This window comes from Caldithrix sp., assembly GCF_056497305.1.
Map to the genome: position 1 here is coordinate 64,310 of NZ_JBSMDE010000060.1, position 15,975 is coordinate 80,284.

At 49.2% G+C, this 15,975-nt stretch carries 9 protein-coding genes; all 9 read left to right on the plus strand.

Annotated elements, in window-relative coordinates; translation table 11 throughout:
• Positions 1 to 18 precede the first annotated feature (18 nt).
• Positions 19 to 1,281: a sugar MFS transporter gene (locus ACWB0I_RS05060; RefSeq protein WP_479386951.1), complete on the plus strand. Its 1,263-nt coding sequence runs from the start codon at positions 19 to 21 to the stop codon at positions 1,279 to 1,281.
• 81 nt (positions 1,282 to 1,362) lie between these two features.
• Positions 1,363 to 2,277, plus strand: a complete 915-nt coding sequence (locus tag ACWB0I_RS05065) for an ROK family protein (protein ID WP_479386952.1) — start codon at positions 1,363 to 1,365, stop codon at positions 2,275 to 2,277.
• Positions 2,270 to 4,288, plus strand: a complete 2,019-nt coding sequence (locus ACWB0I_RS05070) for a glycoside hydrolase family 9 protein (protein WP_479386953.1) — start codon at positions 2,270 to 2,272, stop codon at positions 4,286 to 4,288. The genes ACWB0I_RS05065 and ACWB0I_RS05070 overlap by 8 nt, the downstream gene beginning before the upstream one ends.
• A gap of 6 nt (positions 4,289 to 4,294) precedes the next feature.
• On the plus strand, positions 4,295 to 5,659 hold the full coding sequence (locus ACWB0I_RS05075) for a glycosyl hydrolase family 18 protein (protein WP_479386954.1): 1,365 nt from the start codon (positions 4,295 to 4,297) through the stop codon (positions 5,657 to 5,659).
• Positions 5,656 to 6,672: a LacI family DNA-binding transcriptional regulator gene (locus tag ACWB0I_RS05080; RefSeq protein ID WP_479386955.1), complete on the plus strand. Its 1,017-nt coding sequence runs from the start codon at positions 5,656 to 5,658 to the stop codon at positions 6,670 to 6,672. The genes ACWB0I_RS05075 and ACWB0I_RS05080 overlap by 4 nt, the downstream gene beginning before the upstream one ends.
• 70 nt (positions 6,673 to 6,742) lie before the next feature.
• The gene (locus ACWB0I_RS05085) at positions 6,743 to 7,762 is read left to right on the plus strand and encodes a T9SS type A sorting domain-containing protein (protein WP_479386956.1); all 1,020 of its coding nucleotides are present in this window, start codon (positions 6,743 to 6,745) and stop codon (positions 7,760 to 7,762) included.
• Positions 7,763 to 7,836: 74 nt separating this feature from the next.
• Positions 7,837 to 10,392 carry a T9SS type A sorting domain-containing protein gene (locus ACWB0I_RS05090; RefSeq protein WP_479386957.1) on the plus strand — a complete coding sequence of 852 codons (2,556 nt, stop codon included), beginning with the start codon at positions 7,837 to 7,839 and terminating at the stop codon, positions 10,390 to 10,392.
• Positions 10,393 to 10,845: 453 nt separating this feature from the next.
• The gene (locus tag ACWB0I_RS05095; protein ID WP_479386958.1) at positions 10,846 to 13,620 is read left to right on the plus strand and encodes a TonB-dependent receptor; all 2,775 of its coding nucleotides are present in this window, start codon (positions 10,846 to 10,848) and stop codon (positions 13,618 to 13,620) included.
• A gap of 13 nt (positions 13,621 to 13,633) precedes the next feature.
• The coding region (locus ACWB0I_RS05100) for a hypothetical protein (RefSeq protein WP_479386959.1) at positions 13,634 to 15,975 on the plus strand (2,342 nt) is incomplete at its 3' end.

Genomic DNA, 15,975 nt, shown 5'->3' on the forward strand with positions numbered 1-15,975 from the left:
AAAAAACGGAGAGATTTTGTGAAACGGAATTACTTTATTGTCCTGCTCATTTTTCTGGTCTTTTTTGTGATTTCCTTTTTGACCAATATTCTGGGGCCGCTCATTCCAGACATCATTAACAGCTTTCACCTGAGTTTGACCATGGCCGGTTTTTTGCCCTTCGCCTTTTTTATCGCTTACGGCGTCATGTCCATTCCCGCCGGCATGTTAGTGGAAATGTACGGTGAAAAGCCGGTGATGGTGGGCGCCTTTTTACTGGCCTTTGTTGCGGCGTTATTGTTTGCCCTGTTGCCCGTGTATTCCGTGGCCATCTTTTCCTTGTTTTTTATTGGCGTGGGCATGGCCCTGCTGCAGGTGGCCATCAATCCTTTATTGCGCGTTGCGGGCGGAGAAGAGCATTTTGCCTTTAATTCCGTGTTGGCTCAGCTGGTTTTCGGTTCCGCTTCCTTCCTCAGTCCCTATCTCTACTCCTATCTGGTGCGCAATCTGCAAAATGACGCCCTCCATACGAGCTGGCATCTAAAATTGCTCGGCCGCTTAACGCCAGCCGATTTACCGTGGGTGTCGCTGTACTGGGTTTTTGCTCTGATTGCCCTGATCATGGTGCTGGTTTTAATTGCAGCCCGTTTACCGCGCGTGGAACTTAAAGAAGACGAAAAAACAGGCGCCTGGCAGACGCACAAAACATTATTCAAAAATAAAACGGTCATTTTGTTTTTTCTCGGGATTTTTGCTTATGTAGGAACGGAACAGGGCGTGGCCAACTGGATTTCCAAATTCCTGCAAACTTATCATGGTTTTAATCCGCAAACCGTTGGGGCGCACACGGTTTCGCTGTTCTGGGGGCTGCTCACCGCCGGTTGTGTGTTGGGCCTGTTGTTGCTCAAATTGTTCGATAGCCGCCATATTTTAATGGCCTTTACCGGCGCGGCAATGATTGCTTTGACCTTTGCCTTGTTTGGCCCGGCCAGCGTCGCTTTGTTTGCTTTTCCGGCCGTGGGCTTTTTTGCTTCCGTAATGTGGTCGATCATATTCTCGCTTGCCCTGAATTCCCTGGAAAAACACCACGGCTCATTTTCAGGCATTTTATGTACGGGCATCATCGGCGGAGCTATTGTACCGCTGGTCATTGGCTGGCTGGGCGATCATTTTGGGCTGCGTACGGGAATGCTCTTTTTATATTTGACCCTGGGGTATATTTTCACTATCGGTTTCTGGGCCAATCCCTTAATTACCAACAAAACCATTCGTAAAAAATCTGAGCCGCAAATGGTCGGATGATTACGGAGGAGGAGGATGCGTTCTTATTTGGAAGTAGTAAATCAGCCAATGGACACGTTTATAAGGAGGTAACAACCAGACATGAAATATCATACAGTTATTGGTGTGGATTTAGGCGGCACCAATGTAAGAGCGGCGCGCATTACCAGTGAAAAAATCGAAGAATCTTGCGCCATGGAGATTTCTGCGCAGGCCGAGAGAGGCGTGGTTTTGCAACAAGTGATCGATTGCATTGCAAAAGTTATGCATTCCAGTGTGGAAGCGATCGGCATTGGCGTTCCCGGACTGGTGGAAATGGAAAGCGGGATGGTTTATGATGTGGTGAATATTCCTTCCTGGGACAAAATAAATCTGGGTGAGATTTTACAAAATGAATTTAACATGCCGGTTGCCATTAACAACGATGCCAATTGTTTTGTTCTGGGCGAGAGCTATTTTGGCCTGGCAAAAGGATACAACCATGTGGTGGGCATGACGCTGGGCACCGGACTTGGAACCGGTCTTGTTTTAAACGGAAACCTCTATTCCGGTGCCAATAGCGGCGCCGGTGAATTTGGCATGTTGCCTTACAAAGATTTTTACTACGAATATTATTGTAGCGGTCAATTTTTTCAAACATTTTACCAGATTAGCGGTCAGGAGGCTTACCAGATGGCCGTACAGGGCGACCAGACGGCGCTTAAGATGTTTGAAGAATTTGGACATCATCTGGGCAACGCTCTTTTAGCCGTGTTTTATGCGCTGGATCCGCAAATAATCGTGCTCGGCGGCGCGGTTAGCAAGGCCTTTCCCTTTTTTGAAAAAGAAATGTACAAAAGCCTGAAAAAAGCGGTTTTTCAAAAATCGGTGAACAATTTACGAATCGAAGTTTCGCGCCAGCCCCATGTCGCCCTTTTAGGCGCTGCCGCTCTGGCCATGGATTTTGACCGCTTTGTGGGAACGGTCGAAATGGATGAAAATGTGCAGGATATCAATTTGTTGGAGGAGCATGGGTAAAGTAGGACAAAGAGCGCTGGTAGCTTTATGGATTATCACCATTGTTGCGTCAGTACAGTCGGCGGTTTTTGTAAACCAGTTGGGCTATTTGCCGCATCAATTAAAAATGGCCTACACCGATCATGCAGCCGGAAGTTTTGCGCTGATTGACTTAAATAACAACAGTGCGGTTTTTTCCGGAGAGGTTGTTTTATTAAAAGAAAATGATCCTTCTACCGGTCTCGATATTTACCTGCTCGATTTTTCGGCCTTTCAATCCACCGGGCGTTTTAAAATTCGGCTGAATGATGGGGAAGAATCGTCTCCGTTTGAAATTTCCGACAGCGTTTTTTCCACGGCGGTGAGCAAAAGCTTAAAAGGATTGTACTATCAACGTTGCGGTATGGCGCTGGAAGAGACCTTTGCCGGCGTTTTTACGCACGGCGCCTGTCATTCGGCCGATGCCATTGGCCATCCGACCTGCGAGCATTCCGGCTACCTGAACGTGCGTGGCGGCTGGCACGATGCCGGCGATTACGGAAAATACGCGGTACCGGCGGCCAACGCGCTTTCGTACCTGTTAATGCTTGCCGAATATTTTCCTTCTTTTCTGGTCAGCGATCGGTTGAATATTCCGGAGAGTGGAAACGGCATTCCGGATTTGCTCGATGAAGCGCGTTACGAACTGGAATGGCTATTAACCATGCAGGATGCCAACTCAGGCGGCGTGTTCTTTAAAGTGACCACCAAAGATTTTGTGGGCTACATCATGCCCAATAAAAGCTTTGACGCCCGCTATCTCTATCAGCTTTCCAGTACGGCCACGGCCGATTTTGCCGCCGTCATGGCGCGGGCCTATCGCGTTTACAAAGCTTACGATTCTACTTTTGCCAGCCAATGTCTGAGCGCCGCCCAACACGCCTGGAGCTATCTGGAAGCGCATCCTGCGATTGTTCCGGACGGCGGTTTTCACAATCCGGCCGATACTAAAACCGGCGAATATGGCGACGCAGACGATGGCGACGAACGCCTGTGGGCCGCGGCCGAATTGTTTGAAGCCACGGCCGGGACGGAATTCAACGTTTATTTTTTGAACCACTATCAGGACGACGGGATCATTCAGGCAGCAGCAGGCTGGCAATATGTCAAACCGCTGGCCCTGATTACTTATCTCCAAAGCGCTCAACCAACAGCCGACGGAAACGCCAGAAATAATATCAAAAATGCGCTGGATGATTATTGCCGCCAGCAGGTCGCCATGGCCCGTGACGACGGTTTTCACGTGGCCATGGAAGGCTGGGAATACTACTGGGGCTCCAACTCGGTGGCGCTGAACAAAGCGCTTATTTTGATCTTCATGTTCGAAAAGACGGGAAAGAATGAATATTTTGACACGGCTCTGCACCAGTTAAATTACATCCTTGGTTGCAACGCCCACAACATGACCTTTGTTACCGGTCTTGGAACAAGCGCGCCGCGCCACATCCATCATGCGCCTTCCATTGCCGATGGCGTGCAAGAACCCGTGCCCGGCTTGATGGCCGGCGGGCCCAATAAATATCTGAACGATTGGGTATTGCAAGCGCGTTTTGACGCCAACACGCCGCCCGCTTTGTGTTATGTGGATGATCAGGAAAGTTACGCTTCCAATGAGGTGGCCGTTTATTGGAACGCGCCGTTGATCTTTGTCAGCGCTTATTTCAATCAGGGCCGGGGACTGGTGAGCCTGGACAGCCGACCCGGTAGTAGAGACCTTTCATTGTTTTTGGCGCAAAATTTCCCCAATCCCTTTAACAACCAGACCACTATCATTTTTAAACTGCAAGAGAGGAGCCCTGTCACGCTGGAAGTGTTCGACATGCGAGGGGAAAAAGTGCGTACCTTACTTTCCGAGGTGCGCGGGCCGGGCTATCACCGCATCATCTGGGACGGTAAAAACGGTGCCGGGCAGGTTGTGTCCAGCGGTCTGTATCTTTACCGGTTAAAAACCAATCGTCGAGTGATCGTAAAAAAGATCGTTTTTATCAGGTAAAAAGCGATGTCTGTAAAAAAACTAAATATAATCATTTTGCTGATTATGCTCTGCGCGGCAGCCTCGTTTGCGGGCTCTTTTAAATTGGGCGGATATTATCGCTCCTGGGCGCAGTACGATTATCCGCCTTCAGAAATTCCGTTCGATCGTTTGACCCATGTTTTTCACGCCTTTGTCTGGCCGGAAAGCGACGGGCGTCTGGCGTACGAAGCCGCCTTTTTGAATCCCGAATTGCTGCAAAAGGCGCATCAGGCCAACGTTAAGGTGTTGCTGTCTCTGGGCGGCGCCGTTAATTCCGGCGGCTTTGCGGCCATGGCGGCCGACGACAACGCGCGAGCGCGTTTTATCGAGAATGTGGCGCAGTTTTTACAAACCCATGGCTACGATGGCGTGGATATCGACTGGGAATTCCCCGAATCCGCAACCGAACGCATTAATCTGGTAAAACTGGTGAATGAATTACGTCAAAAACTGGACACGATTTCCGGCGACTTACTCATTACCATGGCCGTTCCCGTAAGCGACTGGTACGGCCGCTGGTTTCAATTTGAAGTTTTAAAAAATATGGTGGACTGGTTTAACGCCATGACCTATGATTTCCATGGAAGCTGGACCGCTCATGCCGGACACAATGCGCCGCTGTATGCGCCATCGCCTCAGGTGGATGCCTGCGGTTCGGTGGATGAAGGCATCCGCTATTTGCTGAATGAACGCGGCCTTCCGCCCGAAAAAATTTTACTGGGCCTGGCTTTTTACGGTAGAGAGTTTAACACGAACGGCTTGTACCAGCCTGCCACCGGCGGCGACGTCACCTACGGTTACGCCCATATTGCCGCTTTAATCGGGCAGGGCTGGAACTACCAGTGGGATGACGTCTCCAAAGTGCCGTACCTGACCAATGCCACGGGCACGAAATTGATCACCTACGACGACACCCTGTCTATCGCGCTCAAATGTAGATATGCCCTGAACAACCAGCTGGCCGGCTGCATGACCTGGGCATTGGGTCATGATCAAATGGGCGATCAACAACCTTTGCTGCAAAAAGCTTCGGAAATTCTGCAGATTCGTACCGCTATTGAACAATGGCCCGCAAGTTTGGTACCAGCGCAACTGGAATTACACGTACAGCCCAATCCCTTACAAGCGCATGTTACTTTTAGATTGATCTTCCGAACAAGACAACGAATCAATTTGCGTATCTGGGATTTGAATGGCCGGCTGGTGGCAACCATAATCCGCAATAAAGAATTTAGCGAAGGAGAATTTTCTCTGAGCTGGCAGGCTATGGGGCTGGCAGCCGGAACGTACATTGTGGAATTGCAAAGTAATTTTCAGACGATAAATCAAAAATTGGTGCTGTTAAAATGACAAAAAAACGTAAAACAACCATTGCGGATATTGCCCGCGAGGCCGGGGTTTCGGCCATGACCGTTTCGCGTTATTTGAATGGCAAGGGCCCGGTGGCCGCTTCAACGGCTGAACGCATTAAAGCCATCATTGAACGGCTGGAATACCAGCCCAACTGGCTGGCGCGTAGCCTGTCCAGTAAAAAAAGCATGATCATTGGCGTTACCATTCCACGCATCGAGCATGCCTTGCTGGATAACTACATCGCCCAGATTCTATCCGGCGTAACCGATGTGGCTTTACAAAACGATTATCGCATCATGCTGTTGCCGTTTAATCCCGAAGACGGAACGGCCAACGAATTCAGTAACTGGTATCGCAGCAAGATGTTTGACGGACTGATTCTGTTAAAAACCCTGCATCGTGATCCGCGCATTAAATCGCTGGCCGAACAAAAAATTCCATTTGTGCTGGCCAACCACAAATATTACGCGCCCGATGTGCATTTTATTGATGTCAACAACAAACTGGGCATCCGTCTGGCCGTCGAATATCTGGTACAAAGCGGTCGTTCTCGCATCGCTTTTGTGACCGGCGATCTGCGCGAAACCAACGCCCGCGATCGCTGGAACGCATTTTGCAAAAGCATGGAGGAGCAGAACTTAACAGTAAACAAAGAGTGGGTCATTCACGGTCAGTTCAATCAGGAAATTGCCTACCGCGAATCGGAAAGGTTGTTCCAGGGCAAAACGGTTCCCGATGCTGTGGTCTGTTCCGACGATTACATGGCCATCGGTGTGATGCGCAGGATTAAGGAAAAGGGCCTGCGCATTCCGGACGATGTGGCTGTTATTGGCTTTGACGACATCGAAATCGCGGCCTACATTCAGCCGGCTCTGACAACCGTGCGTCAGCCCATCGAAAAAATTGGGCGTCTGTCTGCGGAATCGTTATTGAAATTGTTGAACGGTAAAGTGGACCAACCCATCCGGCGTTTGTTGAGCGTGCAATTAATCAAAAGGGAATCGGCCTGATTTTTGCATAGAATAGGACGCAGCCGTAAAAAAGACGCTAACTTTTTATTAAAAAGGGAGGAGGGGAGCGTTGAAAAACTATCGGTTGTTTTTAAAGATTTTTCTGGGGTTTGTGATGGGCGCAGGCCCCATTTTCGCGCAACGCCTCATTCACTTTGCAGGGGTGGACTGGTGGGTAAAAAACGGCGGTCCCTACGGTCCCGGCCCTAATTACTGGTCTGATAGCGCGCAAAATGTGTGGATCGACGCTCAGGGCCGATTGCACCTGGCCATTCGCAAAGTCAATGATGTCTGGTATTGTTCCGAAGTGTACACCGTCCAGCCGACCACCTTCGGAGAACACCGTTTTCTGGTTGACGGTTACATTGATCGCATGGATAAGAATATCGTGCTTGGTCTGTTTGTTTACGCCGACGATCAGGCGGAGATCGATATTGAATATGCCAAATGGGGCTATCAGGATAAAACGGATGTGGGCAGCTACACCGTACAGCCCTATTCCACGCCCGGTAATCAATACACGTTTGAAAGCCCGTTAGATAGTTCCAGAACCACGCAATTTTTTGACTGGCAGCCCGAATACGTTTTGTTTGGCAGCATGCGCGGCCATTACTACGGCGCGCCGCCCTCGTCTAACTATTACATCGCTCAGTGGGCTTACAGTGGCGCAGACAATCCTTCCGCTTCACGACAGTTGCACACGCACATTAATTTCTGGCTTAATCAGGGGCAGGCACCGCAAGACCTTTCCATACTTGAAGTTATTATTACGGACGTAATTCAGCCCTTGAATACCAGCGCCATTAAAGACGTTAACAATTTGCCGCAAGGATTGAAACTCTACCAAAATTGGCCCAATCCCTTTAATTCCTGGACCACCATTGAATATGCCATCGCTCAGGCAAGCAGAGTTACGTTGCGTGTTTTCAATATTCAAGGAGAAAAAGTAAAAGAACTGGTTAACGGGCGGCAAAAAGCGGGCGTCTATCAACTGCGATTTGACGCACAGAATTTGCCATCGGGCATGTATTTTTATCAGCTAAAAACAGAAAACTTTACCGCAAGGCGTAAGATGTTGATCATTAAATAAAAAATTTTTGCCTTTGAAAAAAGAAATGTGTGTAGCAATCACCAATGTTAAACTAACTTAAGGAGGCTTAAGCCATGTCAAAGTATTTACTAATCGTCTTTTTACTGATTGCTGTGCCGTTAACGCTCAGCGCTCAGTATGTCATCAACCATTTCGACACATTGCCGGATTCCAACTATTTTAGTATTTACGGCAATGAGGGCGTGAATCACACCTATCTCCATCTCTCGCTGGAAACGACAAACGTTTACGAAGGCGCCGGCGCCCTGCGCGTGGATTGGCAGAACGAATGTTACGATATGTGGGGTGGCTGGATTGGCATGACGCACACCCATCCGGATTCGGGTCAGACCTACGATTTTTCGCCCTATACGGACATCTCTCTGTGGTACTACAACGAACAGCCCCAGTCCAAATCGGGCGAGGTGGAGTTTCGCATTATTTTGCTCGATGCGGGAGAGGGCACCGATGAAGCAGCCGGCAACTATGAAATCTGGATGTCGCACCACTGGATTCTGGACGACGCGCCAGGCTGGAATCAAATTAAGCTAAAAATGGAAGACGTGGGAACTATGAGCAGCGATGGTTTCTGGAATCCTGGCTGGGGACAGGTTGTTGAAGGAAACGGCATTCTTGATCTGGATAAGATTAAAGGATGGACGTTAGAATTTTCGCAGGGGAATGCCCTGTATCAGCAACCGGACGATACGGTGTCTGGCGTTATTATCCTGGACCTGTTTGAATTATCGGGTATTGCGCCGATGAATCTGGTGTTTTTTAACGGCAAAGCCGTGCCCTCTGATGTGCACATGCACACCGGCTGGAGCGGCTCTGTGGAAGTAACACAGGAAGACGACGCAGCCAATGAGGGAACGGGCTGTATTAAATGGAGTGGAGGCGCCGCCTGGGACGGCGTTAATTTTGATCTGGCGCAGGCTAAAAACTTGATGAACAACTGGGCCACCGATTCGCTGCAGTTGAAAATCAAAGCGCCTGCCGGAACCGGCGACCTGACGCTGGCCTTCTGGGATACCGATGAAGACACTGGTAAAGTAGATTACGCCTTTCAGGCCACCTATTTACTTACGGAAAGCGCCATGGGCTATGACGGCACCTGGAAAGCGGTCAAGGTGGCTTTGAGCGATTTTAACCGTTTCGCCGGCGTGTGGGATAACGACCTGGGACAGATGGTTGACGGCGAATTCGATTCCACCAGAGTGGCCGGTTTTGGCATCTGGAGTAACGGACAGGATTTAAGCGGAACGACCATCTACCTGGATGACATCTGGACGGGCAATCCGGAATTCGACTTTGTACCGCCGGCGCAGGTCACGGGCGTTGCCGCGGCGACCGGAGATTATTACAATCTGGTGTACTGGACGGATGTGGAAGGCGAAAGCGGCGAGGTTTACAATGTGTACGCCAGCGAAAAACCAATTACCGATCTCAGCGATCCTGCTGTGGAGGTGGTGGCCACGGGCATTGTTGAAGGCGAACAAAATGCCGTACATGAATTGATTTATCCCTTAAACGATCATCCGGTGACCTATTACTACGCTGTGGAATGCATTGACGCTGCCGGTAATGTGGGCCCGGCCGGCATCAGCGACGCCGTGACCAATACGGCCAGAGGCGTGCCCACCATTGCCGACCAGACGCCGCCCAATTTTGCCGCCGACGGCGATTTTTCCGAATGGGACAATATTATGCCCTGGGTGTTAACGCCTTCACAAAACAATATCGCAGCCGGCGATTTTACCAACGATGATGATTTAACCGCCACCGTCTGGATGGCCATGGACGACGACTATTTGTACGTGGCCGCCGATGTCGCCGATAATGTCTTTCAGTATGACGCCAATCTGGTAGGCAGCTGGTGGACGCAGGATGCCTTTGAATTGTTTATCGGTTTATGGGATCAAAACGGGAAACCCGTGCACAATTCCACGCCGGAAAATAGTCGCGGGGAAGAACCAGACTATAAATTGATCTTTCTGCAGGATCGCTACTACAATGAGTACAAAAATACCCATCTGGGTATCGGAAGCGCGCCTGAATTAACGCCCGCTGATGATGATTACTATTTTGAAGAATTCGGCGGAATGGACTGGGCGCTGGAAGCCAGAATCGCGCTGGATTCCATTGCTTTTGGCAACGATCTTCGTTTTCATCCGCAACGCGGCATGCGCATCATGTTCGATCTGGTATTTCATGATAACGATGGCAGTGGCTGGGAAGGCAATTTAAGCTGGTCGCCCAATAATCGTGACCTGGCTTATTTAAACCAGCACGAATGGACGCACACCTGGATCGGCGATACCACGCACACGGCAACCGCCATCGATGAGGGCAGCGGCTTAGTGGCTAACTCCTTCCGCTTAAAACAAAATTATCCCAATCCGTTCAATCCGCTTACGACCATCGAATATTCTATTCCCAAAGCGTCGGAAGTACAGTTAACGGTTTACAACATTCTGGGACAAAAGGTGGCTGACCTGGTGGACCAAAAACAAAACGCCGGTTTATATCGCGTAACCCTGAATGGCCACGACCTGCCGTCGGGCGTCTATTTTTACAAATTGAAAGCCGGTTCATTTGAACAGGTGCGTAAAATGCTTCTGGTAAAATAATCTTTAAAACTCAGGGGCTTTAGCCGGCCCCTGAGTTTCTATTTTAAGAGGATGAACGGAAAAGGCGCAGGCGAAGTTTTCAGATTTCTATGGCGTGAGCAAGGTCTGGCGACGATGGCCGAGATGGCGCAATTTCAGGCTCAAAACGATCTTACTTATTTATCTGCCTCCTGATGAGGAAAAAGCGAAAGAGTGTGGGCCGCGTATGGTTCAATTATTATTAAAATAATTACCGATTATCAAATTAATAATTAACGGCTTTCCCGATCCAAAAGGCGCCTGTCGTAGCACGTAGTAAATGACTGGCACACATTATGCATACAGAGAATAATCTAAAAGAAGGTGGCAGAGTGACCGCGCCCGTTTAGTGGGCCCCTATTAAACTCAGATGTTTTAAAAAAAGATGTTAGCAGGAAAAACAAGAATTCAGCGTTTCATAAAGAGGAAAGACTTATGAACAGATTTCTACACTTAATATCAGCCTTTTTACTGCTGAGCTTTTCAATGACGTTTGCCCAGACTACAGGGAAAATTGCGGGGTTTGTCTTTGACCAGCGAACCTCCGAACCCTTGCCCGGCGCCAATATTTACCTGGAGGGCACGAGCCTGGGCGCTGCTTCGGGACTGGACGGCAGCTTTTACATCATTAATGTTTCTCCCGGCAAATACAATGTTGTAGTGGAAATGGTGGGCTACGAAAAGAAGATCATTAAGGATGTGCGCGTTTCCGTCAACCGCACCACCAACTTAAAAATCACTTTAAAAGAAGCGATCCTCGAAGGCGAAGTGATTGTGGTTGAAGCCGATAAGATGAGCATTAAAAAAGATCAGACCAGCGCCGTGCGCACGGTATCTGCCGATCAAATGGAAGCTCTGCCGGTTGAAAATCTAACCGCTGTTGTTGGACTTCAGGCCGGGGTGGTGCGCGGACACTTTCGCGGCGGTCGCAGTAATGAGGTCTCGTACATGATCGACGGATTGCAGGTCAACGACGCTTTTGGCGGCGAAGGACGGCGCGTGGATGTGGAAACTGAGTCCGTGCAAGATGTGGAAATCATTACCGGCACCTTTAACGCTGAATACGGACGAGCCATGAGCGGCGTGGTTAATGCCATCATTAAAGACGGAACGGATGATTTCCATTTCTCTTACACCAATTACCTGGCTAACTATCTGACCAATCACGACGATATCTTTATCGGATTGAAAGAGAGCGAAATCACCAGGAATCAGGACTACAAAATACAACTCAGCGGGCCCATTCTCAAAAGAAAGCTCCACTATTTTACGAATCTCCGTTACCAGGACAACAAAAACCACCTGAATGGCATTCGACGTTTTCGCGTTAACGATTTCAGTAATTTTACTTCTACGGATCCTGAAGAGTGGTATTCGGAACACACGGGCGATAATAAATACGTGCCCATGAACCGTTCAAAAAATCTCTCTTTGCTTGGTAAGATCTCTTACAAGATAACCGATCAAATCAAACTGTCTTTACTGTACACTGGCAACCGCGACGAGTGGAAAAATTATGACCATGCCTTTAAATACAATCCCGACGGACAGGCCAGCCACCATCGTCAATCGGATATGTTTGCGCTTTTACTGAATCAGGCTTTTTCCAATAGCGCCTTTTACGAATTAAAACTTTCATCGTTAGATAGTTATTACGGATTTTATTTGTTTAAAGATCCGACCGATTCCGGCTATGTGTACGACGCCTTTTTAGCCAATGTCAATGAAACGGGCTTTTACACCGGCGGCCAGATGAAAGATCACACGGAAAACTGGCAAAAAGAGAAAAACGTAAAATTCGACTTTACCTGGCAGGTTACCTCGCACCATTCGTTAAAGACCGGCTTTTTGTACACGCTGTACGATCTTAAAAATAAATGGACGCCCGTGCGGCCCGACACTTCTTTGAGCGAAGAAGAACTGGGACTTTTTTACTACGATGAAACCGGTCATCGCGTGTACTACAACTACAAACCGATCGTCTATCCGTCCAACTCGGTTTATTCCGATATCTACCATGTAAAGCCGATGGCCTTTTCAGCCTATTTTCAAGACAAGATGGAATATGAAGACATGGTCATTAACGCCGGTATTCGTTTTGATTATTTTGATCCGAACACCACCTATCCTTCCAACTGGCGTAATCCGGCCAATCAGTTAAACTTTTATTTGAAAGATGAAGACGGCAATTTGATTCTGGATGAAAACGGCAATCCCAGATTAAATCCCGAGCGCATGTCAACCTATCCAAAGGCCGATGTCAAAACGCAGATCAGCCCGCGCCTGGGCCTGGCCTATCAGCTTGGCAAAAAGGCGGTTTTGCACTTTAGTTATGGACATTTTTTTCAGATGCCGCCCATGTATGCTTTGTATCAGAACAATTCGCACCAGATTCCGCCCAGCGATTATTCCACAACTCTGGGCAATCCGCAATTAAAGGCTCAGAAAACCGTACAATATGAAGTGGGGCTGTGGCAGGAAGTGGTGGAAAATATGGGGCTGGAAGTCAACCTGTTCTATCGCGATATTTACGATTTGTTGAGCACCAAAATTGTTTCCACCTATAACCAGATCGAATATGGTTTGTACACCAACAAAGACTACGGCAATGCACGAGGCATTGAATTTAAGTTTGATTTCTACCGCGGTCCGTTGCAGGTATTTATCAATTACACGCTGCAGTACACGCGCGGCAACGCGGATAATCCGGAACAAACCTTTACGCGGGCCGGCGCCAGCATGGATCCCATCCCCACGCTCATTCCCATGAGCTGGGATCAAAGGCACACGTTCAATGCCACGGTGGGTTACCATAAAGGCAACCTCGGCGCCACGCTAACCGGTTATTACAATTCTGGCACGCCTTACACCTGGACGCCCATTGTCCTCAATCCTGTCTCTCGCGTAAATCTGTTCCCTAACAACGATTACATGCCCAGTTCGTATTCGGTCGATTTCTTTTCTTACTACAAATTCAAACTATTCAAGTCGATTCAGGCTCAAATCGAACTTTCAATCTACAATCTGTTTGATCGTCTCAATCCGGTCTGGGTTTACGGTTCGACTGGACAGCCATACACAACCGTTATTCAGGAATCCGATCTTTCTAATCACCGAAGCGATTTTAATGATTATGAAGACCGCATTAAAAATCCATCGGCCTACTCAGCGCCGCGTATGGTTAAATTAGGTATTGGTTTTACATTTTAAAAGAGGTGGATCGATGATAAAAATAAAATTGAATGTAGTGTTTTTGGTAATTACGCTCTTTGCCTTGCATTTAACATTGTGGGCGCAGGATCATGGCAAAATTTACGAAGGGCCCGATGATCCGGCAGGCGATATCGAAGCCGAACGCGAGGGCTACATGACCGGCAATCGCATCCTGCTCTATTTTCAGAACACAACCGAACTGGCCAAATGGACGCCCACCTACCGAGGTTCGCAATGGTCGCGCTGGCCCAATACCTACGACGGCGTACGCATGTTAGACGGCATTGCCCTGTTGATTGGCGCCAAAGTGTACATCAAAAACGATTCCATTCCCGTTACCGATTTTGAAGCCATTGCCAATGGGCAATATGACGATGTGCTGTATTACCTGCAGACCAGCTATCGGGAAGAGATGGATCGTAATCCCACGGGCACGGTGGAATGGGGCCTGTACCCGGTTTACGGTTATTTCAACGAACTGAGCGAATACCCGGCCATGAGTAATCGCAAAGAATCCTGGCCGCCGGCCGGCTGGCCTTCCGCCGGGCGCTCTTTGAAATGGCCGGGCGAATGGAACGGCCGCTTTGGGCGCGGCGTCATCTATGCCGATCTGGAAACCTATTTTGTAGCCAACGACGCACAGGACCTGGAATATTTAGGGCCGGATGATCGGGTTAAATACTATCCGCGCCGCAAATACGATGCCCAGGGCAAAATTATTCAGGATATTCGCATCGGCGATATTCGCCCCGAAGTCAGCATCCAGAAGGGCGAGCCCTGGGGCGGCCTGGGAATTCGCGTGGAGCAACGCGGCTTTCAATGGAACAATCCGCAGGCGCGCGACGCCATATTCTGGGAATACAATATTGCCAATATTTCCGAATACACCCTGCCGGAAGTGGCCTTCGGTTACTGGGTGGATAACGGCATCGGCGGCGAATCGGACGACGAATTGGGTTATTTTGACACTAAAATCGATATGGCTTATTCCTGGGATAAAGACGGTAAGGGCGAGGCCGGCAAACCCACCGGCACCATGGGATTCGCTTATCTGGAATCGCCGGGCATTCCTTATGACGGCAAAGATAATGATGAAGATGGATTGGTGGACGAAAAGCGGGACAATCCAACGCCGGGCGAATTTGTGGGGCCCTACGACGGGATTGACAACCTGCAAAATTTCCTTGATTTTTACAATTTGAAAGAAGAAGACCTGCGTAGTCACTGGTCCAGCGATGAAGACCAGGACTGGGAAGACGGCAACGACCTGAACGGCGACGGCATTTATCAATCCAATGAATACGCCGGCGACGATGTGGGGCTGGATGGCGTTGGTCCACAGGAATTGAACTACACCGGTCCCGACGAAGGCGAATGCAACCACATGCCCGATTACAAACAGGGCGTGGGCTGCGAGCCCAACTACAATGCAACCGACGTGAGCGAGTCGGATATGGTCGGTCTCACTTCCTTTTACATGTTCCCCGTTCCGCAACACAATCCGCCTTACACGCGCTGGTTTCGCAACGATCAATCCATGTGGGAGCTGATCGGGCAGGACAGCCTGGTGGAGTATCTGGGCAATATTTCCAATTTAATCGAAACTTTTGCTTCCGGCCCGTTTCCCCTGTACCAGGGCAGGGAAGAGCGTATTTCCATGTCCGAATTGCACTCGTATGATGCGCTGGAAGGACTGAACTCGGATGAGCACTCAGCCCCTGCTTTGTACGAGGTCAAACGTATTGTGCAGGTTATTTACGAAAAAGACTACCGTTTTGCTCAGCCGCCTAAAATGCCCACTTTAACGGCAACGCCCATGGACGGCAAGGTCATTTTAACCTGGGACAATGTGGCCGACACCAAAACGCGCGATCCTTTCCTGGGCAATATCAACGACTTTGAAGGCTACAAGCTGTTTCGGGCCACCGATAAAAAGATGTCGGATGCGCAGGTCATTACCGATGGATTTGGCAATCCCATTTACTTAAAGCCCATTTTTCAATGTGATTTAAAAGACGGCATTCGCGGTTTTGCCAATTATGGCGCCATTAACGGCATTGAATATAACTTAGGCTATGATACGGGCATTGTGCACCATTTTGTGGACGAAAACGTGCAAAACGGCCGCACCTATTACTATGCCATTGTGGCTTACGATTACGGCGCGCCGCATATCGGGCCGGGCATTGCGCCATCGGAAAATAATATCATCATCGAACTGGATGAGGCGGAAGAGATCCGCCGCCTGGAAGACGGTTCGCTGGCCATCGGTCCCAATGTGGCTGTGGTAACGCCGCGCCAGGACGCCGCCGGTTACGTGCCGCCTTCCATTGATCAGCAAGATGATCAGCA

Bases quoted from the DNA above. Each gene is read 5' to 3' on its own strand.
- ACWB0I_RS05065 (WP_479386952.1), top strand. From the start codon at position 1,363: ATGAAATATCATACAGTTATTGGTGTGGATTTAGGCGGCACCAATGTA.
- ACWB0I_RS05070 (WP_479386953.1), top strand. From the start codon at position 2,270: ATGGGTAAAGTAGGACAAAGAGCGCTGGTAGCTTTATGGATTATCACC.
- ACWB0I_RS05075 (WP_479386954.1), top strand. From the start codon at position 4,295: ATGTCTGTAAAAAAACTAAATATAATCATTTTGCTGATTATGCTCTGC.
- ACWB0I_RS05080 (WP_479386955.1), top strand. From the start codon at position 5,656: ATGACAAAAAAACGTAAAACAACCATTGCGGATATTGCCCGCGAGGCC.
- ACWB0I_RS05090 (WP_479386957.1), top strand. From the start codon at position 7,837: ATGTCAAAGTATTTACTAATCGTCTTTTTACTGATTGCTGTGCCGTTA.
- ACWB0I_RS05095 (WP_479386958.1), top strand. From the start codon at position 10,846: ATGAACAGATTTCTACACTTAATATCAGCCTTTTTACTGCTGAGCTTT.